This is a genomic window from Lelliottia nimipressuralis (genome assembly GCF_041464075.1).
Taxonomy (GTDB): domain Bacteria; phylum Pseudomonadota; class Gammaproteobacteria; order Enterobacterales; family Enterobacteriaceae; genus Enterobacter; species Enterobacter nimipressuralis.
On the sequence record NZ_CP167172.1, the window covers coordinates 2,032,703 to 2,053,968 of the forward strand.

Here is a 21,266-nt window from a genome sequence, read left to right on the forward strand (position 1 = left end):
GACTGTTGTGTTGTTGTTTGCGTGTTTTATTATTTTAAAGGTGACGGTGTCACGTTATGTGGGATCGGACACTCGTACGGTCGTTCTTTTATCTGTTGTTCAAACTCATTCCGGCAGGATTGCAGAAGCGACGCGTCCTGCAGCAGATTCAGCGCCGTAGCGCCCATCACTTTTCCCGCCAGCAGCATACCTTTATGGGCAATAGAGGTGCGACCCTGCGCCACCAGCTGCCAGGTGTGAAGCGGCGTGCCGACGGTAAAGCAGGGGCTGAAGCACTGCGCCACCGGCATTTTCCAGCTCACGTCGCCCACGTCAGTGGAACCCGCCAGCACATTATCGGTGATGGCGTAGGGCGCGACCTCATCCACCAGCAGCGTCTCATGATGTCGACGGGCAAAGGCTTTACCTTCGTCTGCGCCCGTCGCAGCGATATTTTTCAGGCTGTTTTGCAGATCGTTTGGCGTGAGGGTTTTACGAATTTCAGCGGCAAATTCGCGCTCTTCTTCCGTCCACGCAGGCGTGCCGTAATGCTGTAACGCGCTGTACATTGCGCCTTCAAGGGTGCGGTTTGGCAGATAACTGGAGCAGGCTTTATCAAAGCGGCGTTCGACGGTGGTTTCCGTCATCAGCGCAGCGCCCTGCGCGATCATTTCAATACGCTCGTAGATCTGCTGGGCGTCGGCCATCACCGGGGCGCGGATCAGATACAGCACCTCGGCCTGAGCCTGCACCACGTTTGGCGAAATCCCGCCGGTGTTGGTGATGGCGTAATGCACGCGGGCTTTTTCGATGATGTGCTCATTGAGGAAGTTCGTGCCGGTGGTCATCAGGGTAACGGCATCCAGCGCGCTGCGCCCGAGATGAGGCGAATTCGCGGCATGCGCGGCGATCCCCTGAAAGCGCCAGGAGACCTGGATATTCGCCAGCGTGCTGACGTTAAACATCCCGGCAAAGGCTTCCGGATGCCAGGTCACGGCGGCATCCACATCGTCAAACAGCCCCTCGCGCACCATAAAGGTTTTGCCGGAGCCGCCTTCCTCACCCGGGCAGCCATAAAAACGCACCGTGCCGCTGCCACCGTGTTTTTCCAGCCAGCTTTTCACGGCTACCGCGCCCGCCAGCGCCGCTGTTCCCAGCAGATTATGACCACAGCCGTGGCCGTTCTCGCCGGGTGTGTCTGATTGCGGCGTGGCGCAGTGCGCGGTCTGGCTTAAACCCGCCAGCGCGTCAAATTCGCCTAACAGGGCCACCACAGGTTTGCCGCTGCCAAAGCTGGCGATAAAGGCATTCGGAATGCCGCCCGCTTCGCGCGTCAGGGCAAAACCTTCGGCTTCGAGTGCGCTCGCCAGACGTTCGGCGGACCAGAACTCTTCAAAGCGCGTTTCCGGGTGATCCCAGATTTCATCCGCGATATCGGTGAAGGTCTGACATCGGGTTTCAATCGCATCGTCAATAAAACGGTAGATCTCCTGCATCACACACCTCGCGTCCACGGAAAATTGAGCGCAGTACGGGCCAGCGTTTCAATCGCCACCGCCATGACCTGCTCGTCAAAATCAAACTTTTCATTGTGATGACCGGCGCTCAGATCGGTGCCAAACACCATATAGGAGGCCATCCCGCCATTCTGCTGCACCCTCGCCATCATCAGCGTGGCGTCCTCTGATCCCGCCGGGGCCTTCACTTTGTCGATGGCCTGGCGCACGCCCGGCACCTGGCTTGCCTGTTCACGCAGATAGTCAACCCATGCCGGTGACGGGGCGCTGGAGGTCGCGGCGCCCATCAGGCGCATTTCAGCTTTTACGCCGTAGAGCGCAGCGGCACCGTCGATCACCGCCTGAGCACGTTCAAACACGTATTGATTAATGGCCTCGCTTTCGCCGCGCGTTTCCACTTTTAACAGCGCGCTGGCGGGAACGACGTTACGCCCGCTGCCCGCCTGCATGACGCCGACGTTAACGCGTGACGCGCCTTCGCTGTGGGGCGCGATGCTGTGCAGGGCCAGTGCGGCCTGGGCGGCGGCGAGCAGGGCGTTGCGGCCATCTTCCGGTTTACCGCCCGCGTGGGCAGCCACACCCGTGAAACGGACGTCAAATTTGGTGGTCGCCATAAAATTATCGCTCCCACAGATAACGGTTCCGGTCGGGACACCGGTGCCGATGTGGATCGCGGTAAAATAGTCGACGCCATCCAGCGCACCGGCGGCCACCATGGCGCGTGCACCGCGAGTACCTTCCTCAGCGGGCTGGAAGATAAGTTTAAGGGTGCCGTTCAGCCGGGATTCGTTCTGCTTCAACAGATGCGCCAGCCCAAGGCCGATGGTGGTATGACCGTCGTGGCCGCAGGCGTGCATCATCCCTGGGTTGCAGGAGGCAAAACCGTCGCGGAATGGGCGATGGCTGTCGTCGAGGGCTTCGCTGAGATCGAGCGCATCCATGTCCACCCGAAACGCGAGAGTCGGTCCGGGACGACCGGTGTTCAGCGTGGCGACAATGCCGGTGAAGCCGCCTTCAAAGGCGCTGAGCCATTTCTCTGGCGCGCCCTGCTGGCGGGCGCGGGCAAATTCCGCGGCCAGCGTGTCCGCGTCGGGCAGTCCCATTCGGCTGTCGGCATCGACCACATCACGGCCCATCGCCAGCGCATAGCCCAGGTTATCGAGGAGCTCCGCGACTTTTGCGGCGGTGCGAAACTCCACCCAGCCGGATTCGGCATACTGGTGAAAATCACGACGCCATGTTGTCAGCTGAGGCATTAATTTTTGAAGGGATTGTGTCAATGAATCCATCTCTCTTCCTGTCATCATGAAAATATGTGAACTGCTTCACGCTGTGATAGTTTTTACTTATCACTAACCAATTTTTCACAGTTTTAACCGTTCAGGAATTACCCTCGCACATCCATTTCCATTAAAGTAGATGACAATTTCTTTACTCTGATAAACAACGGTTATCGGTCGGGCTATGTCATTTCAGGTCAAATTTCATCAGATCCGCGCGTTCGTCGAAGTGGCGCGTCAGGGCAGTATTCGCGGTGCCAGCCGGGCGATGAATCTGTCGCAACCGGCGTTAACCAAATCCATCAAAGAGCTGGAAGAGGGGATGGCGGCGCAGCTGTTTGTGCGGCGCAGTAAAGGCGTGGCGCTGACGGAATGCGGCGAGAGTTTCTATCAGCACGCCAACCTGATCCTCGAAGAGCTGCGCGCCGCGCAGGATGATATTCGCCAGCGTCAGGGGTTGCAGGGCGGGCAGATCAATATCGGGATGGGAGCCAGCGTGGCCCGGACGTTAATGCCTGCGGTGATCACCCGTTTTCACGAGCAGCATCCGCAGGTGAAAGTGCGAATTATGGAAGGGCAACTGGTGTCGATGATCAATGAATTACGCCAGGGAGAGCTGGATTTCACCATCAATACCTATTATCAGGGTCCTTACGATCACGAATTTACCTTTGAAAAACTGTTCGAAAAACCCTTCGCCATATTTTGTCGGCAAGGCCATCCGGCGATTGGCGCAAAATCCATTAGTGAGCTTATGAATTATAACTGGACGATGCCCACGCCGCGCGGAAGTTATTACAAACAACTTGAAGACATATTCCGCCATCGCTCACAAATACCGCAAATTGGCGTGGTGTGCGAAACATTCTCATCCTGTATTAGCCTGGTGGCGCAAAGCGATTTTTTGAGCATTTTGCCGCAGGAGCTGGGCTGCGACCCTCTGCTGGCGCATCGTCTGGTGATGTTGCCGGTTGAAGAAATATTACCCAAAGCCGCTTATTATTTAATCCAAAGACGTGATTCCCGACAAACACCGTTGACGGCATCATTAATAACGCAGTTCAGAAGACACGCCCGTGGAATAATGTTCAACGAAGGGAAATAAAAAAATAGAGCCTGCCGACATCGGACAGACCCTACAGTACACACAGCAGTGCATCCTTGTGCAAGTCCCGCTTATTATCCGTGTTGCAGGTTTATTTAGTTATAACAGCTTTCCTCTAAAAATAAAGTGATCGGAGTGCATGATTTAACTTATTTTTAACTTAAACTGTACACTTAATCACCTGTTAAATTTATTTTAAGGCGGCTTCACGATTATCTATTAGCTTTTTTAATACATATCTGCGCGTTATTATTTTTTCAGGGCGCTCGGCTGATATTGAGACGCTCGCCTGGCGCAGGTATAGTACGCCTTCAGATGTAGCGGGAGGAGCACCATGAAACCTGACGACAAATCGCTTTTTCTTGACGCCATGGATGATGTCCAGCCGCTGAAGCGCAGCACCGATATTAACTGGCAACCGAGCCGCAATCCGCGTGCCCGTCAGCGTATCGACACTACCCAGCTCGATAACTTCCTCACCCTCGGCTTCCTCGATGTTCTGCCGCTTTCCGAACCGCTGATGTTTCAGCGCGAAGGCGTTCAGCGGGGAGTCATTGATAAGCTACGCACCGGTAAATATCCGCGTCAGGCCAGCCTGAACTTATTACGCCAGCCGGTGGAGCAGTGCCGTCAGATGCTGTTTGCATTTATTCAGCAGGCGCAACAGGACAGTTTACGCAATCTGATTATCATCCACGGCAAGGGCCGGGAAGAGGGCTCGCATGCCAATATCGTGCGCAGCTACCTGGCGCGCTGGCTGGCGGAATTCGACGCCGTGCAGGCCGTTTGCGTTGCGCTGCCCCATCATGGCGGCAGCGGTGCGTGCTATGTAGCCTTACAAAAATCGGACGACGCTAAGCTGGATAACCGGGAGCGGCACGCGAAGCGCAGCCGCTAAGTGCATCAAAAAGTTTCCCAGTTACCATCTCCGGCGGAGGCTGCCGCCGGGCGTAATACCTGCGGTGTTTTCAGGTTTGCCGCGCGCGGGGAGATCGTCTGCGTTTGTACGTTCAGGCGAAATGCGGCGACGGCCTGGCGCAACTGTTCCGCCTGATCCTCCAGCGCCGCTGCCGCCGTAGCCGACTCCTGCACCAGCGCGGCGTTTTGCTGCGTCACGCTATCCATCTGCGAAACCGCCAGACTCACCTGCTCAATACCGCGACTCTGTTCATCGGACGCCGACGCGATTTCACCCATGATATCGGTTACGCGGGTGACGGCCGCGACGATCTCTTTCATGGTTTCCCCGGCCTCGCTCACCTGGCCGGAGCCGGTATTCACCCGGCTGACGGAATTTTCGATCAGCGCTTTGATCTCCTTCGCCGCCTGTGCGCTGCGGCTCGCCAGGGTGCGAACTTCCCCGGCGACCACGGCAAATCCGCGCCCTTGTTCACCGGCTCGCGCCGCTTCCACCGCGGCGTTTAGCGCCAGAATATTCGTCTGGAAGGCGATGCTGTCGATCACGCTGGTAATGTGCGCAATTTGCTGGGAGCTGTCGGCAATTTCGGTCATCGTGCGGATTACGTTATCCACCACACGCCCGCCGCGATCCGCCGTTTCCGATGCGTTTTTCGCGAGCAGCGTTGCCTGCCGCGCGTTGTCTGAGTTCTGTTTTACCGTGGCCGTCAGCTCTTCCATGCTGGCCGCCGTCTCTTCCAGCGAAGAGGCCTGCTGCTCGGTACGGGCCGAGAGATCATTGCTGCCCGCGGCGATTTCGCCCGCGCCGGTGTAGATAGAATCGGTACTGCCGCGCACCGCGCTGACGGTCGTGACCAGCGACGTCTGCATCTCATGAAGCCCGGCCGCCAGCTGGCCCATCTCGTTACGGCTGTCGATGGAAATAGCTTGTGTTAAATCGCCGCTGGCGATGGTGCGAATATGATTCATCACGCTGCGCAGAGGTTTCAGCAGCAGGTGCTGCAATCCTTGCCAGAACACAATCAGTACCGCTACCACCACCAGGAAAATGGTGCCCAGCGTCCACTGCATATGGGTAAAACTGTTCTGGTTCTCTTTAGCCGCCGCTTTCAAGAGGGTGTTGTTTTCCGCCCGCCATTGGGTGTAGACGGCTTCCATCCCATCCTGCGCCTGCTGCGCGTCGAGATCGCCATACGCCTGATAGTTATCCGCGCGCAGATACTCAATCGACAGGCGCATCACCTCATGCATTTGGGTGTACGCTTTTTGCATTTCAGCCGTGAGTTCCGGGCGCTGGCCCTTCACCGGAGGCATGGCCTGCCAGGCGCTGTAGTAGTTTTCCGCTTTGGTCAGGGAATCGCTGGCGTTACCGAGCAGCTTATTGATCGCCGCCAGAGAGGCCGGGTCGCGCTGATTTTTGAGGTAACGAATGGCGACGCGTGTCACCGTGACGCGAGTTTTGACCAGCGTGTTGACGCTGTCGCTCAGGCTCTCCTGCTGCGCATTCAGGTTGCCTGAGTTCTGGAAGTTATGACGGTCATTGCTGACAGCGGAATAAAACAATCCCCCCGTGACGACTTGCAACAGGCAGAATATAGTGAGAGCAAAGACAATCCCGGTAATAACGTGCAGATTTTTCAGCATGACGGAAGCCCATTTGATGTGCAGAAGTTGCATCATTGTTATCGACGTAGTGGGGCTAAACTTTAATTTTACTACTGCTTAATTGGCAGTCAGACAGGTAGACGCATATGACCCGTATTGAGAAAAGTGGCAGTTATACGTTAGGGACTCGCGCGGTTAACCGACTCGGCTATGGCGCGATGCAACTTGCTGGTCCCGGTGTATTTGGTCCGCCAAAAGACAAAGCGGCTGCGCTGGCAGTGCTGCGCGAAGCGGTGGCGGCAGGGGTGAATCATATTGATACCAGTGATTTCTACGGCCCGCATGTGACCAATCAGCTGATTCGGGAAGCACTGCACCCGTACCGTGACGATCTGACGCTGGTAACGAAAATTGGTGCCCGTCGCGGAACTGACGCCTCCTGGCTGCCGGCCTTTTCGGCGCAGGAGCTGACGCAGGCGGTGCATGATAACCTGCGAAACCTGCAGCTGGACGTGCTGGATGTGGTGAATTTACGCATCATGTTTAGCGCTCACGGCCCTGCAGAGGGATCGATCGAAGAACCTTTAACTACGCTGGTGGAATTACAGCGTCAGGGGCTGGTACGACACATTGGGCTGAGCAATGTTACTGCCACGCAAATTGCGCAGGCGCAGAGCATCACGCCGATTGTCTGCGTGCAGAATCTCTACAACATCGTTAATCGTCGCGACGATGCGCTGATCGATGAGCTGGCGGAGCAGGGGATTGCCTATGTGCCGTTCTTCCCGCTGGGGGGATTCACGCCGCTGCAATCGTCCGGCCTTCAAGTGGTTGCTGATTCACTGGGTGCCACGCCAATGCAGGTTGCACTGGCATGGCTGCTGAAACGCTCGCCGAATATCCTGCTGATTCCTGGCACTTCGTCGGTGGCACATCTGCGCGAAAACCTGGCGGCTGGCGATCTGGTGCTGCCGGATGACGCCCTGGCTGCTCTGGACGCGCTGGCGGAATAACCCGTCTGTCCAGGTAAACAGGCGGCCACGCCTTTATTCCGTGGCCGCTTCCGTCATTCGGCTTCTTCTGTGCAGCTCTAGCGCCTCAGCGATAATTTCCTGCTTACTCAGCCGCGTTTCATACGCCGTGGCTCTGACATATTCGACCAGCGTGGATTCAATCCTCGCGCTCAACATTTTTAAGTTAGCATCCTTTGCTGTACCGCGTGCTACACGCTTGTCCGGGTAATCTCGGCTTGGCATTGCTCAAGTCCTCCAAACGTTGTCTTGTTAATTCGTGCTGTGAAATATGCGTGGAGAGTGATTACAAGTCAACTTTCTGAAACTGCGGTTTAATTTGTATTAAATCCGTTAAAAACGCGCCTGGTTTTTGTGCCGATTTTCATTTGAAAGGGGAAAGGCTTGAGTATGGAAAGTGTGTAAAACAGCGGAAAATAATCATCCGGTTTTGCATAGTGTGTAAACGCTTCCATTATCGGGATGAGATCCTGCATGAGAGCTTCTGGCTTAATCATAAATCTGCTCAATGAATTACAGGGATGTAAACAATTAAACATCACCTCAACGTGGGATCTTTACCTATGCAATAAAATGCTTTTTTATGCACTTAAAATTCGGAAAGTCCCATTTTTCGCCGATAGTGCGCCAGAGAGAGGGCGCGAAAGATGTAACATTTCTGCAAAGAACGATTGCAAGAGCAGGCGTAAAAACAGCATAAAATTCTGAAAAAGTTTTATTTTAGTGAGTTTGTAGTGTCTATTTTTTATGTGAAGTGATGATTTTTATTTTTTTTAGTGTGCTATGTTTTATGTTGTAGTGTGCGTTAAGTGTATATTGTGTCTGCAAAGGGATACTGGCAATTAACAACCCTAATATTAATCTGTGTTATCCTTTGCGGATTGGCGCTATCAGGAAGTCATCGGCATGTATCACCTTTTCTTGGAATTCGATAATCTTGAACCCGGCGTGAAGTCTGTCGAAGATCTGAAGTATGTCATCCGTGATGATAAGCACACCGCCTTTGTGATGAGTGCGGTGGTGGCCAGATTTATCAAAGATGCGTTGATCATGAACCACACTATTATCAGTCTGAAGAACTGCCGTTTCGCCTTTGCGAACGGGGCTGAGTTCGTCGAATTTGACAGCAAAGGTCGGTCAAGGCGCTTCACCGACACACCGGACTGGTTCATTACACCTGGCGCGTTTGCGCGCTCCCAGTGGCTGGTGAACCATGAGCTTCACGATCTGATGACGCCGCAGTTTATCTCTACGTTTCTGGAAATGTTCTCCGATGTGAAAAAACGTCGGGAGCACTGCAATCTGCTGTTTGATTTGCAACTCGAAGAAAGCCCTCAACGCGGGAGAAGCGGTGCGAAAGTGGCCAGCAAAACCCGTGGCTCCACGAAACAGAAGATTTCTGATTTAAGCTCGTTTGAATTATTCAGCCAGTTCTTTAACCGCCTCAAAACAGCCGTCGAGGCCAACCAGTTTCCCACGGTGCAGGTGCTGACGGGCATCGACGACGTCGCCAAAGTGCCCGCCACGCTGAAGAGCGCCGTGCGCACCTGGTTTAAAGCGATTTCGTCCGAGCTGCCGCCCAACAGCAAAAGAGTGGGGGCCGGTAACCCCGAGCTGTTTTGCGCGCCGGTTCGCGCTCAAATCCAGCACATCGAAGCCTACGGCGTTGAGCGTTATTACAAGAAGCTGTCGAAGGCGATTGCCGAAGGCGGCGAGCGGTATATCGCTGATTTCACGTTTAAACTGTAGGGCTGAAACCGCCCATCAGAATAAAGGTTGGCGCTTTTCGCTGGTGCTGGTTAATCATCGGCACCAGCCGTCTGAAGTGTTCGCTCGCGCAATGCGCATCCAGCGCGGCGCGATCCGGCCACTCTTCGATAAAAACAAAATGCCCGGCATCTTTCTCGTCCACATATAAATCGTAGGCAATGCACAGCGGCTCCCGTTTGGTGGCCTCCACCAGCGCGCGGTAGAGCGGGAGTACGGTCTCAATGGCTTCCGGTTTAATAAAATCTTCCGCGATGACTTTCAGCATGATCTCTCCTTTTTAAATTCCGTGTGACTTCAACGGCTTCATTTTCGCGGGCCAGAATCGACTTGATCTGATTGCTAAATGCATAATACTGTATTTATATACAGTTATTATCGGGTTGGCTATCATGAATCCTGTTTTTTCATGTGAACATAAAGAAATCATCGAATTACCGCTTTTCCTGGAGCGCGTCCCGTGCGGGTTTCCCAGTCCGGCGCAGGATTATGTCGAAGATCGTCTCGATCTGAACAAACTGCTCATCGCACATCCCAGTGCGACCTATTTTGTGAAAGTGAGCGGGGATTCCATGATCGGCGCAGGGATTGGCGACGGGGATCTGCTGGTGATCGACCGATCGTTAACGGCGGAACATGGCGATATTGTGGTGGCGGCGATTGCGGGAGAGTTCACCGTGAAAGAGCTGCGCACCCGCCCGTACCTCCATCTGCTGCCGCACAACAAGCACTATTCTCCCATCGTTTTCCAGTCAGAGGACGAGCTGCAGCTCTTTGGCGTGGTAACGCACACCGTGAAATCGCACAAACATGTTCGCGCTCGTTGACGTCAACAGCTTCTACACCTCCTGTGAGACGGTGTTTCGCCCCGATCTGCAGGGCAAACCGGTGGTGGTGGTGTCCAACAACGACGGATGCATTATTTCCCGCTCGGCAGAAGCCAAAAAGCTCGGCATCAAGATGGGTGCGCCTTACTTCAAGATCAAAGACGAACTGCGGCGGCAAAAAGTGGCGGTGTTTAGCTCCAACTACGCCCTGTATGCAGACCTGAGCCATCGCGTGATGACGATCCTGGCGGAGATGGCGCCTGCGATTGAAGTGTATTCCATCGATGAGGCCTTTATTAATGTCTCCGGCGTGGCGAACTGCATCGCGCTTGAGACATTTGGCCGTCAGATCCGCGAGCAGATCCTGAAAAATACCGGGCTGACCGTTGGCGTCGGTATCGCGCCGACCAAAACCCTCGCCAAGCTGGCCAACTTTGCGGCCAAAACCTGGCGTAAGACCGATGGCGTGGTGGATCTGTCCGATCCGGATCGTCAGCAAAAGCTGCTCGCGCTGGTGCCGGTGGGCGAAGTGTGGGGCGTGGGGCGGCGCATCGGCAAAAAACTCAATCAGATGGGCATTGAAAACGCGCTGCAGCTGGCGGAGTGCTCAACCTGGGTGATCCGTAAACATTTCAATGTGGTACTGGAGCGCACGGTGCGTGAGTTGCGCGGCGAGCCTTGTCTGGAGATCGATGAATTCGCGCCAGCGAAACAGCAGATCATCTGTAGCCGCTCCTTTGGGCACCGCATTACGGAGTACCGCGAGATGCAGCAGGCGGTGTGCGCTTACGCGGAACGTGCCGCCGAGAAGCTGCGGGCAGAAAAGCAGTTCTGCTGCGTGATCAGCGTGTTTATGCGCACCAGCCCGCACGCGGAAAATGAAGTGTTTTATGGCCCTCAGGCCAGCGGTCGTCTGGCGATCCCGTCGAACGACACGCGCGATATCATCCGCGTCGCCAGCCATGCGCTGGAGCGGATCTGGCAGGACGGTTTTCGCTATATGAAAGCGGGGGTGATGCTGAGCGATTTTTTCAGCCAGGGGGTCGCGCAGCTGAATTTGTTTGATGAATACCAGCCGCGAAACAACAGCCAGGCGTTGATGCAGACTATCGATCGGCTCAATCTCTCCGGGCGTGGAACGGTCTGGTTTGCCGGTCAGGGCAGCCAGAAAAGCTGGGCGATGAAACGCGAAATGCTGTCGCCGGGGTATACGACACGCTACGCCGATTTGCCTGTGGCAAAATAGTCGTTTCCCTCGTCGCGCGAGACAGTAAACTCGTGCGGTTTAACTCTGCTTGGGGCCGCTGATGAACAACGTTGCGCTAATGTACCGCCGTTTTGGTGAGTCGGAATCGGTGCTGCACCTGGAATCCTCCGTCTGCGGGCCGCTGGCTCCCGGCCAGTTACGGGTGCAGATGCTGTTCGCGCCGGTCAACGCCTCGGATCTGATCCCCATTACCGGGGCTTATCGCCATCGCACGCCGCTGCCTGCCATTGCAGGTTACGAGGGGGTTGGGGTGGTGATTGACGGGCCGCCCGGCTGGACCGGTAAACGGGTGCTGCCGCTGCGCGGACAGGGAACCTGGCAGCAGGTGGTGGATTGCCCGGCGGATCTGGCGGTTCCTGTGCCCGACTTTATCGATTCCGTGCTTGCCGCGCGCGCGTACATCAATCCGCTGGCCGCGCAGCTGATGTTAAAACACTCTCCGCCACGGGGAAAACGCGTGCTGTTGACGGCCGCCGGATCGGACTGTGCGCTCCTGCTGGGACAGTGGGCGCTTCAGGCGGGGGCCGAATCCGTGTACGGCATTCATCGTTCAGTGGTTCACGCCGACCGGCTGGTGGCGCGGGGGATCACGCCAATATCGCACCACGACACGGCGGCGATTCACGCCATCGCCAATGAGACGGATATTGTCTACGACGCCACGGGTGGCGAGGTGGCCGAGCAGATCCTGAATACGCTGCCTGCGGCAGGCGTGTTTGTCAGCTACGGTCTGCTGTCCGGGAAGCTGTTCCGGCAACAGCCGCAGGTGCGCTGGTTTCATATCCGTAATTACCTGGCGGGAATGAGCGTGGCCGAGTGGCAGGGGGAGTTTCGTGAAATCTGGCCGAAACTGCAGGCCAGCCACGGCGGCGACGCCACGCTGTTTTCCCTTACAGCGTGGCGTCCGGCGCTGGCGTGTTACCGCGAGGCGGGCAGGATCGCGAAGCCGGTGTTTGCGATCAGCGATGGCTGACGTCGCTCAGCAAAACGGCAATACTCTGACCGCCCACCGTCTGCTCGAGGGCAATCTTCACGATAATGGTCAGCGGCACGGAGAGCAGCATCCCGACCGGGCCGAGCAGCCAGCCCCAGAAGATCAACGATAAAAAGACCACCAGCGTGGACAGCCCCAGCCCACGCCCCATCATGCGCGGTTCGAGAATATTGCCGAACACCAGATTTATCACCAGATATCCCGCCAGCACGATCAGGGCATCGTACAGTCCGCTAAACACCAGCACCTGAGCGATAGGGGGGATGGCGGCCAGCACCGAGCCAATGTTGGGAATATAGTTGAGCGCAAAGGCCAGCAGCCCCCAGACAAACGCGAAGCGCACGTCCAGCGCGGCAAGCATGGCCCACGCCACCAGACCCGTCACAATACTGATGGCCGTTTTCAGCACCAGGTAGCGCGAAACACTGTCCAGCGCCCGCTGAATCGCCTCCATCCCCTCAACCGGGCGGGACATCATCTGCTGCAACTTCACGGGCAGCTGCGGCACTTCAATCAGCATAAACACCACCGTCAGCAGCAGCAGGAAAATCGAGGTCATCGCGCTCGAAAGCTGTGACAGCAGCGCCGTTACCAGCGTCATGGCGGCATTGGGGTCGATGTACTTCAGCAACTCTTCTACGGAGACTTCAATCCCGGCGCGCTGCAGCCAGGGTTCGAGATGCTGTAACGGCACGACCAGCGAGGAGCGGTACTGCGGCAAGGTGCGCGCCAGCTCGTTCAGGGAGGTGCCCAGATACGCCACCAGCAGCACCATGGCCAGAATAATCACCGTGATAAGTAACGTAATCGCCAGCACCCGCGGGACGCGCAGGCGCACCATGCGCTGCACCAGCGGGTTGAGGATCACGGCGATAAACAGCGCCAGAATAAAGGGCACAATGATGTCGGCGGCAAAACGTACCCCCGCAAGAATGATCACCAGCATGCCGAGCATGATGACAATTTTCAGTCCGTTCAGTGTAATGATGGGCTTAGCCATGTGAGTTCCCGCGTGACGCTTTTTATTTATAATAATGATAATAACGGCAACGCGCATTTTATATGCGAACGAAAATAAAACGGGCAGGGTAAAGAATTGAAAATGTTTTGAGTAAATCCTTAGCTTATGGTACAAATCAGGCGTGTTTAACTACCGAGGACAATTTTCATCCGCAATGACGAGAAGCAATACCGCGGATAATTGTAATATTATGGACAATCTGTTCAGGACGTACTTTTCAAAAAACACCGCTGTATTTTCCACCTCCCTCTGCCTGCTGTCCGGTGAGCAACACTGGCGCAACGCGCTATAGTCCCGTCTTCTGCCTGAGCTGACGCCATGCGTCTGGCTATCTGATTTATTTCATATTTTTGGGTTTGTCGTTTTCGACAAGCTGCAGTGATTTATATTCTCATGCAGGAGAAGTACCATGTTTTACTGGATATTGTTAGCCCTGGCCATTATCGCTGAAATTACCGGAACCTTGTCGATGAAATGGGCAAGTGTCAGCGATGGCAACACCGGATTTATTTTAATGCTGGTGATGATTTCCCTTTCGTATATTTTCCTGTCGTTCGCGGTTAAAAAGATCGCCCTCGGCGTGGCGTATGCGTTGTGGGAGGGGATCGGTATTCTGTTAATCACGCTGTTCAGCGTGATGTTATTTGATGAAACCCTGTCAACGATGAAAATTGCCGGTCTGACCACCCTGGTCGCGGGCATTGTGCTGATCAAATCGGGCACCCGCAAAGGCAAAAAACAGCCACAGGAGCCAACTCATGCAACAGTTTGAGTGGGTACATGGGGCGTGGCTGGCACTGGCGATTGTGCTGGAAATTGCCGCCAACGTATTCCTGAAATTCTCTGATGGCTTCCGCCGTAAAGTCTACGGCCTGATGTCAATCGCCGCAGTGCTGGGGGCGTTCAGCGCGCTGTCCCAGGCGGTGAAAGGGATCGATCTTTCCGTGGCCTATGCCCTGTGGGGCGGTTTCGGTATCGCCGCAACGCTGGCGGCGGGCTGGATTTTGTTCGGCCAACGTCTGAACCGTAAAGGCTGGATTGGCCTGGTCCTGCTGCTCGCCGGCATGATCATGATAAAACTGGCCTGATGTGATCGCTGCCTGTATTTACGGGCAGCGAAATTCGCTACCTGTATTACTCTTAGAAAGAAGTGCTTTTGAGAGGGCGGCGAATGTATAACCCATTAAGCTGGCGCAATATTCCCACCGCGAAAACTCTGTTTGTCATGATTTTTATGGCCGGGATCGGCCTGATCGTTTCCATCATCGCGCTGCTTTACCTTTCCCTGCACCTCATCAGCAGTAAAACCAACGAAATAGATGAACACCGTTCGGCGCTCTCCGTACAAGGGGCGATCCAGACGTCGGCCAACCGCGTCTGGTCGCTGGTGATTGATAATGCCGTCTGGGATGATGCCGTTCGTGAGGTATATCCCCCGGTGCTGAACACCGAGTGGCTGTACAATACCTGGGGGGCAGGCTTTAAAATCAATAATTTGTACGACGGCACCTTCGTGCTGGACGAGCATTTCAACGTGCTGTGGGGGTCGTTTCAGAGCAAAGCCTTCCACGAGAAAAACCTCGATTTTTTTGGCAATGGCCTGAAGGCGCTGATTCGCGATAACGCCGACGCGCTGCGCGCTGAGAAAAATATCTACGCCGGAATCACCCGCACGCGCCAGGGGGTAGCGTTTGTCGGCATTGGGCTAATCCGTCCGATGATTGGCCGCCTGCAGGTGCACAACGATGTGCGCCGTTACCTGGTGATCACCCGCCACCTGAATCCGCAAATTCTGAGCGATCTGGGCAATACCTTTCAGATTGAAGATCTCAATTTCACCGTCGATCACACCAGCATTGCCAGCGTTCCGCTGAAAAGCTCGGCGGGCGAGCTGCTGGGCTATCTCAACTGGCAGCCGCGGCTGCCCGGTGCGCAGGCGGCCAGCGCCGCGTCGAACGACATCACGCAAATTGTTACCCTGGCGGCGGGGTTGATCCTGCTGTTTATTCTGCTGAGCAGCGTAGGGCTGTACAAACTGGCACGCGGAGAAAATCAGGCCCGGCGGGTGGCGCGGACGGACTGGCTGAGCCATCTGCCCAATCGCCGCGCCCTGATTGAGGAGCTGGAGCGGGTGAGTTTGCGCGGCGATATTGATGTCAAAAGCGTGGTCTTTATCGATCTCGATGGTTTTAAAGATGTGAATGATATTTACGGTCACGACGTGGGCGACGACCTGATCATCATGATGGCCGGCGCCCTGCGTGAACGGGTGCCGGAAGGGGGCATGCTGGCCCGCATGGGAGGCGATGAATTTGCGATGTTGATTGGCGGTGACCATTCACAGGCTCAGGCGGCGGCGTTTGCCAATAACGTGCTCGAATTCCTGAGTGCGCCCCTGCGCCTCGGTGAGCGCACCATTCACATCAGCGCCAGCATCGGAATTGCCAGCGGCACGCTGATCGAATGCACCAGCTCGGAGCTGTTCCGCCGCGCCGATATCGCCATGTATCACTCGAAAATTACCGGCAAGGGCCGCGTCACTCAGTATGACGCTGAACTGAACAGCGTGCGCGAGCAGCAGCTGGCAATTGAAAATGAGATCCGCAGCGGCATGGAACGCGACGAGTTCGACATCTGGTACCAGCCAATTATCGATGCGCGTAGCCAGAAAATGACCAGCGTTGAGGCGCTGCTGCGCTGGCCACGGCGTCCGGCGGGGGAACTGGGGCCGGATGTGTTTATCAGTATCGCCGAAACCAGCGGCCTGATTTATGGTTTAGGGCAGTTTGTCCTGCGCCGCGCCTGTCAGGATCTGGAGCCTTTTGGTGATTTGAAGCTGTCGGTAAATATCTCTCCGGCGCAGTTTCGCGATCCCGAATTTGAGGACAAAGTGGCGCAGGTCATTGAAATGACGCGTTTCCCGGCCACGCGTCTGCAGCTGGAAGTGACGGAAACCTACGTGCTGGAAAACCCGGAGCGCGCCAGGGCCGCGATCTCGAATCTTAAAGCGTTGGGCATCGCCGTCGCGCTGGATGATTTCGGAACGGGGTACTCCAGCATCGGTTATTTGCGCCGTTTTAATTTTGACACCATCAAGATCGACAAATCACTGGCCGGGCTGGTGGATAACGACGAACAGGCGGCGGCGCTGGTGAGCGGCACCGTGCGGATTGCCAGTGCACTGGGGATGGCGGTGGTGGCCGAAGGCGTGGAAAACGAAAAGCAGATGAAACTGCTGCGCCTCGCGGGCTGCGACCAGTTGCAAGGGTTCTGGTTCAGCCAGCCGATGCCCATCGAGGCGATTATGGAATTACGTGAAATCAAATATGGCTGAGCTATTCCTGCGCCAGCGCTTCCAGTTTTTCCCGAAAACCGGTCACGGATAACGCCCGGTTATCGGCGCGCCAGCGGTCTTTGGCGGCAGGCGCTGAACTTTGTACGCCAATCAACTGCCAGCCGCCGTCGGTTTTCAGCATCAGCGGAGAGCCGCTATCGCCCGGCAGCGTATCGCACTGGTGGGATAAGACGCTGTTTTGCGCCCAGCCGGTGACGATGCAGTCCGTGTGGGTGTAGAGCGAATCCAGGTGATCGACCGGATAACCCGACTGCGTGACTTTACGGTCGGCGGCTTTTAAGGCTGCCGTCAGCGCCGCTTTGTCGCCATCAAACAGCGGTAGAGGAGTGATCCCCGAGGGCGGATAGCGCAGAACAATCAGACCAAAATCCCACTCGGCTGCCGCCGGCGGCACAATCCAGCCGTCGCCGTCCGGCTTTAAGCGTTTGCCTAACGACGGATCGACACGACCTTCGATGCCGTGGATCTCATAGCGCCAGAGACCTTTTTGGGAGATAAAACGCAGCGCAACGGCTTTGTCCGGCTTGCCTTTCGGTGGGATCAGTAAACAGTGCCCGGCGGTCAGGGCCAGATGAGGTGAGATCAGGGTTGCGGTACACAGGTTGCCGCTGGCGGTTTCCAGCTGCCCGATGGCATCCCAGGGCGCCCCGGTCGGATCGGTGACACGCGTGCGGTCATCATGACCAAAGAACAGCGTTTTGATCTCTTTGGCAGCCATGGCGCTATCATCGCCATCGTCTGCATGTGCCAGGCCTGAAAAGAGACAGAACGTTCCCAGTAACAACACAACAGTTTTCCGCATATCACACTCTGGTGGGGTAATTATGATTATAAAAAGTTGAACCCTATGAAAATACTATAGACGGGACGGCGTTAAAGTGGGAGTAAAATCAGCGTGCTACAATCAGGAAAGATAAAACATGCTGGCGATAATCGCGCATAAAATAAGCGTGATAAGAATGAACTCAAACCGATAGCGCCGCAGCATACGCCCTCCGGATAAAAAAACGGCGCCGATAAATACAGCTCAGCGCCGGTTTAGCAACGTGCCCGCGAGGGGCACGGTTTAGCGTGTGCGATTACGCAGCAGGCTGTGCAGCTGGTTTAGCCGCTTCGTGTTTTACTGCTTTTTTGTGATGCTTTTTAGCAGCCTGAGCTTTCTGCTCTACAGCAGGTTTAGCAGCGGCTTTCTTGTGGTGTTTTTTAGCAGCCTGGGCTTTCTGCTCAGTTGGCGCAGCCGTAGTGGTAGTGGCGGCTGGTTTGGTTGCTGCTTTTTTGTGGTGCTTTTTAGCGGCCTGAGCTTTCTGCTCTACAGCGGCTTTCTTGTGTTTTTTGTGGTGTACAGTTTTTGCTGGCGCCGCTTTCGTGGTCGCAGCAGCAGCCGGAGCTGGGGTAGCAGACGTTGCAGCATCAGCAGCAAACGCAGCAGAAGACAGACCCATAGCAGCGGCAACAACCAGAGCTAATACTTTTTTCATTCTCATACCCTCGAATTTGGTTTCTCATTTAACCCCACTGCGGGGCCGTTGAAATAACTATATCCTTATGAATTCGAGGCTTCCGTGAGTCATTGGTATCGGCGTGTAACGGAATGTACAGCGCCGGGTACACGCCCCGGCGCGGGGGATTACAGATAGCGGGAGGTGAGGTGGTCGCGGAAGTAGCGGCTGTTAAGATCTTCCCCCGTGGCCTGGGTAATCAGTTGCGAAGTGGTGAAGCGGCTGCCGTGCTGCCAGATGTTCTGGTTCAGCCAGTCAAACAGCGCCGAGAAATCACCTTCCGCAACAGAAGACTCCAGCCCCGGCAGCGCCGTTTTCGCTGCACTGAACAGCTGTGCGGCATACATCGCCCCTAGCGTATATGACGGGAAGTAGCCAAAGCCGCCGTCGGTCCAGTGGATATCCTGCATACAGCCGTTGCGGTAGTTATCTTTTGTCGACAACCCAAGCCACGCCTGCATTTTCTCGTCCCACAGGGCGGGGATGTCGTCCACTTCGATTTCGCCGTTGATCAGCGCGCGTTCAATTTCGTAACGCAATACCACGTGCGCCGGATAGCTCACTTCATCCGCATCAACACGGATATAGCCCGGTTTCACGCGCTGGTTCCAGGCGATGAAGTTCTCTTCACTAAACGCCGCCTGACTGCCAAAGCGGGCATGTACCGCCGGGAGGAGATGTTTCAGGAACGCATTGCTGCGGCCCAGCTGCATCTCGAAGAACAGGCTTTGGGATTCGTGGATGGCGGTGGAGCGCGCCAGAGCGACGGGCTGGCCGAGCCAGTTGCGCGGCAGATTTTGCTCATAGCGCGCATGGCCGGTTTCGTGCACCACGCCAAACAGAGCGCTCAGCAGCTCGTCTTCATCGTAACGCGTGGTGATGCGCACATCTTCCGGCACGCCGCCGCAGAACGGATGGGCGCTGACGTCGAGACGCCCGGCGTTAAAATCGAAGCCCAGCATTTTCATCGCTTCCAGCCCCAGCTCACGCTGAACGGCGGTCGGGAAAGGGCCTTGTGGCGGAACGAATGATTTTTGTAACTGCTTTTCTACCACTTGCGACAGCAGATCGGGCAGCCAGGATTTCAGATCGCCAAACAGCACGTCGAGGCGGGCGCTGGTCATGTCTGGCTCGAAGATATCAAGCAGGGCGTCGTAAGGGGTGCAGCCCTTGGCTTCGGCACGCAGACGCGCCTCTTCACGGCTGAACTTCACCACCTCTTTCAAGTTGGCTGAAAAACCCTGCCAGTCATTAGCCGGTCGCTGGGTGCGCCAGGCGTGTTCACATTTGCTCCCGGCCAGCGACTTGGCTTCCACCAGCGATTCCGGCAGCAGGGAGGCCTGCTGGAAATGGCGCGTCATCTCGCGCAGGTTGGCGCGTTCAACGTCATTAAGATCTTCACTTTCGGCAGCGGCCAGCCAGTCGCCCACTTTTTTATCCGTCAGGATTTGATGCTGTAACACGCTCATTTCCGCCAGTGCTTCCCCACGCGCCTGGCTCCCGCCCGGCGGCATCATGGCGAACATGTCCCAGCTGGCGATGGAGGAGAGATGGGAGAATCGGGAGAGACGCTGGAACGTGCGGGTGAGTTGTTGGTAGTTGTTGTTATTCATGAGGTCCTCGTGTCGGAATCGGGCGATGGTTCTGGCAATGTAACAGATATGCGCGTTTCTGACACGACGGTGAGTTAATCAACAGTGAATATTCATCTCATGGCGTATTCATGAATTTCAGTGCTGAATTGTGGAATATATATCCTGACGGGGGCGGGGCTTTTCGTGACCTGTAATATGACTAAAACTCACCGCAATTTTCATACTCGGTGCGGCGTAATAAAAAAAGGATGAGTATAAATGCCCATCCTCTCTCTTAGTGCGAGAAATTACTGCATTGCAGGATAATCCGTATATCCTTCGGCACCACCGCCATAGAACGTTGCCGGATCGGCATTGTTCAGCGGTGCCCCTGTTTTAATACGACGGGTAAAGTCTGGATTAGCCAAAATCATCTGGCCATAGGATTCCAGTTCAGCAAATCCGGACTCGATATCATCGCCGATGGCATCTCTGCTTTTGCCTGGGCGATTCAGTATCAACGATTGCGACCACAATGCCCGCAGCTCGCTAAGCAATTCCTCATTGCCCATATGCATAATATGCAGGTAGCTCAGTCCGAGTTTATTGAGCTCAGCCACCAGATAACGATAAAGCGTCGGGCCTTCTTCACCTTCATCAATACCCCAGATCTTGCTGCCCGGCGACAGACGGATTGCCGTTTTATCTGCACCAATCTCATCGGCGATGGCTGCAGCCACCTCCAGCGCAAATCGGGCTCGGTTCTCAATGGAACCGCCATATTCATCTGTGCGCTGGTTAGCGCTCGGTGCCAAAAATTGATGTATTAAATAGGCATTAGCACCGTGGATTTCCACGCCGTCTGCGCCAGCTTCAATCGCGCGTCTGGCTGCGTAACGAAAATCAGCCACGGTGCTGGCGATTTCTGCCGTTGTCAGTTCTCGTGGCACCGGAATATCCTGCATCCCGGTTGCTGTAAACATCTGTACACCGGGAGCAATGGCGGACGGCGCAACGCCCTGACGATGGTGCGGGGTATTGTCTGGATGATTCATGCGCCCGACATGCATAAGCTGAATGAACATATGTCCACCCTGATGGTGAACGGCTGAAGTGATAGTTTTCCAGCCGGCCACGTGCGCGTCGGTGTAAATACCCGGCGTCATCAAATATCCCTGTCCGTCATCGCTGGGCTGTGTCCCTTCTGCAATGATAAGACCCACACCGGCGCGCTGTGCGTAATATTCAACCGCAAGAGCACCCGGCGTGCCATCATATTCAGCACGGCTGCGAGTCATGGGAGCCATGACCAGGCGGTTGTTAAGGGTTAATTTCCCGAGTGTGAATGGGGTAAATATTTTATTCATTTTTCTTTTCCTGTAGGCTGAAAAATAAAGGCGGTAAATTCCCTGAGATAATAAAAAGAAATTAATTCAGCAGCCCGGCATGCTGAGGGGAAACGTAAAGGTAATAACGCTCATCGGATAAAGGGGGAGCAACAAAAAATATAAAGGTATCACGGAGATT

General features: G+C 55.4%; 20 protein-coding genes. 10 read left to right on the forward strand and 10 right to left on the reverse strand.

Annotation, left to right across the window (positions count from 1 at the left end):
- Nucleotides 1–29: 29 nt before the first annotated feature.
- Both ACB496_RS09555 and ACB496_RS09560 read right to left on the reverse strand, forming a co-directional pair.
- Entirely contained in the window at nt 30–1,475 is a 1,446-nt protein-coding gene (locus tag ACB496_RS09555; RefSeq protein ID WP_371975043.1) for a M20 family metallopeptidase, read from the reverse strand.
- The gene (locus tag ACB496_RS09560) at nt 1,475–2,785 is read right to left on the reverse strand and encodes a M20 family metallo-hydrolase (RefSeq protein WP_371975044.1); all 1,311 of its coding nucleotides are present in this window, start codon (nt 2,783–2,785) and stop codon (nt 1,475–1,477) included. Before ACB496_RS09560 ends, ACB496_RS09555 begins: the two co-directional genes overlap by 1 nt.
- 175 nt (nt 2,786–2,960) lie before the next feature.
- Between ACB496_RS09560 and ACB496_RS09565 the strand changes: the two genes are divergently transcribed.
- A complete protein-coding gene (locus ACB496_RS09565) occupies nt 2,961–3,881 on the forward strand; it encodes a LysR family transcriptional regulator (protein ID WP_107703668.1) in 921 nt (306 codons plus the stop codon).
- 334 nt (nt 3,882–4,215) lie between these two features.
- Entirely contained in the window at nt 4,216–4,779 is a 564-nt protein-coding gene (gene smrA, locus ACB496_RS09570) for a DNA endonuclease SmrA (RefSeq protein ID WP_248860133.1), read from the forward strand.
- A 5-nt stretch (nt 4,780–4,784) separates the two neighbouring features.
- Here smrA and tcp read toward each other — a convergent pair whose 3' ends face one another.
- On the reverse strand, nt 4,785–6,443 hold the full coding sequence (gene tcp, locus ACB496_RS09575) for a methyl-accepting chemotaxis citrate transducer (protein WP_100780339.1): 1,659 nt from the start codon (nt 6,441–6,443) through the stop codon (nt 4,785–4,787).
- A gap of 107 nt (nt 6,444–6,550) precedes the next feature.
- Between tcp and ACB496_RS09580 the strand changes: the two genes are divergently transcribed.
- Nucleotides 6,551–7,417: an aldo/keto reductase family oxidoreductase gene (locus ACB496_RS09580; RefSeq protein ID WP_371975045.1), complete on the forward strand. Its 867-nt coding sequence runs from the start codon at nt 6,551–6,553 to the stop codon at nt 7,415–7,417.
- Between the two features lie 33 nt (nt 7,418–7,450).
- On the opposite strand, the gene ACB496_RS09585 is transcribed toward ACB496_RS09580, so the two are convergent.
- On the reverse strand, nt 7,451–7,594 hold the full coding sequence (locus ACB496_RS09585; RefSeq protein ID WP_228483593.1) for a hypothetical protein: 144 nt from the start codon (nt 7,592–7,594) through the stop codon (nt 7,451–7,453).
- 747 nt (nt 7,595–8,341) lie between these two features.
- Between ACB496_RS09585 and ACB496_RS09590 the strand changes: the two genes are divergently transcribed.
- Nucleotides 8,342–9,184, forward strand: coding sequence for a hypothetical protein (locus tag ACB496_RS09590; RefSeq protein WP_371975046.1), 843 nt, complete (start codon nt 8,342–8,344; stop codon nt 9,182–9,184).
- Here the strand turns inward: ACB496_RS09590 and ACB496_RS09595 are convergent.
- Nucleotides 9,174–9,470, reverse strand: coding sequence for a putative quinol monooxygenase (locus ACB496_RS09595; RefSeq protein ID WP_102103601.1), 297 nt, complete (start codon nt 9,468–9,470; stop codon nt 9,174–9,176). The genes ACB496_RS09590 and ACB496_RS09595 overlap by 11 nt on opposite strands.
- 124 nt (nt 9,471–9,594) lie before the next feature.
- Here ACB496_RS09595 and umuD point away from each other — a divergent pair, with 124 nt between their 5' ends.
- From umuD to ACB496_RS09610, 3 genes are all read left to right on the forward strand, one after another.
- Nucleotides 9,595–10,029, forward strand: a complete 435-nt coding sequence (gene umuD / locus ACB496_RS09600) for a translesion error-prone DNA polymerase V autoproteolytic subunit (RefSeq protein ID WP_100780333.1) — start codon at nt 9,595–9,597, stop codon at nt 10,027–10,029.
- Nucleotides 10,013–11,275: a translesion error-prone DNA polymerase V subunit UmuC gene (umuC, locus tag ACB496_RS09605; protein ID WP_100780332.1), complete on the forward strand. Its 1,263-nt coding sequence runs from the start codon at nt 10,013–10,015 to the stop codon at nt 11,273–11,275. The genes umuD and umuC overlap by 17 nt, the downstream gene beginning before the upstream one ends.
- A gap of 61 nt (nt 11,276–11,336) precedes the next feature.
- On the forward strand, nt 11,337–12,269 hold the full coding sequence (locus tag ACB496_RS09610) for a zinc-dependent alcohol dehydrogenase family protein (RefSeq protein ID WP_371975047.1): 933 nt from the start codon (nt 11,337–11,339) through the stop codon (nt 12,267–12,269).
- On the opposite strand, the gene ACB496_RS09615 is transcribed toward ACB496_RS09610, so the two are convergent.
- Nucleotides 12,256–13,290 (reverse strand): AI-2E family transporter, encoded by a 1,035-nt coding sequence (locus tag ACB496_RS09615; protein WP_100780330.1) that lies wholly within the window; start codon nt 13,288–13,290, stop codon nt 12,256–12,258. The two genes, ACB496_RS09610 and ACB496_RS09615, sit on opposite strands and share 14 nt — an antisense overlap.
- A gap of 430 nt (nt 13,291–13,720) precedes the next feature.
- Between ACB496_RS09615 and mdtJ the strand changes: the two genes are divergently transcribed.
- The 3 genes from mdtJ to ACB496_RS09630 all read left to right on the forward strand — a co-directional run bounded on the left by mdtJ (nt 13,721) and on the right by ACB496_RS09630 (nt 16,645).
- On the forward strand, nt 13,721–14,083 hold the full coding sequence (gene mdtJ / locus ACB496_RS09620; RefSeq protein ID WP_100780329.1) for a multidrug/spermidine efflux SMR transporter subunit MdtJ: 363 nt from the start codon (nt 13,721–13,723) through the stop codon (nt 14,081–14,083).
- Nucleotides 14,070–14,399: a multidrug/spermidine efflux SMR transporter subunit MdtI gene (gene mdtI, locus ACB496_RS09625; RefSeq protein ID WP_100780328.1), complete on the forward strand. Its 330-nt coding sequence runs from the start codon at nt 14,070–14,072 to the stop codon at nt 14,397–14,399. The genes mdtJ and mdtI overlap by 14 nt, the downstream gene beginning before the upstream one ends.
- A gap of 83 nt (nt 14,400–14,482) precedes the next feature.
- The gene (locus ACB496_RS09630; RefSeq protein WP_371975048.1) at nt 14,483–16,645 is read left to right on the forward strand and encodes an EAL domain-containing protein; all 2,163 of its coding nucleotides are present in this window, start codon (nt 14,483–14,485) and stop codon (nt 16,643–16,645) included.
- A 1-nt stretch (nt 16,646) separates the two neighbouring features.
- On the opposite strand, the gene ACB496_RS09635 is transcribed toward ACB496_RS09630, so the two are convergent.
- The 4 genes from ACB496_RS09635 to ACB496_RS09650 all read right to left on the reverse strand — a co-directional run bounded on the left by ACB496_RS09635 (nt 16,647) and on the right by ACB496_RS09650 (nt 21,106).
- Nucleotides 16,647–17,468, reverse strand: coding sequence for a trypsin-like serine peptidase (locus ACB496_RS09635; RefSeq protein WP_100780326.1), 822 nt, complete (start codon nt 17,466–17,468; stop codon nt 16,647–16,649).
- Nucleotides 17,469–17,745: 277 nt separating this feature from the next.
- Nucleotides 17,746–18,144, reverse strand: a complete 399-nt coding sequence (gene asr / locus ACB496_RS09640) for an acid resistance repetitive basic protein Asr (RefSeq protein ID WP_095281884.1) — start codon at nt 18,142–18,144, stop codon at nt 17,746–17,748.
- A 149-nt stretch (nt 18,145–18,293) separates the two neighbouring features.
- Nucleotides 18,294–19,778 (reverse strand): carboxypeptidase M32, encoded by a 1,485-nt coding sequence (locus tag ACB496_RS09645; protein ID WP_371975049.1) that lies wholly within the window; start codon nt 19,776–19,778, stop codon nt 18,294–18,296.
- Between the two features lie 269 nt (nt 19,779–20,047).
- Nucleotides 20,048–21,106 carry an alkene reductase gene (locus ACB496_RS09650; protein WP_371975050.1) on the reverse strand — a complete coding sequence of 353 codons (1,059 nt, stop codon included), beginning with the start codon at nt 21,104–21,106 and terminating at the stop codon, nt 20,048–20,050.
- Nucleotides 21,107–21,266: the final 160 nt, after the last annotated feature.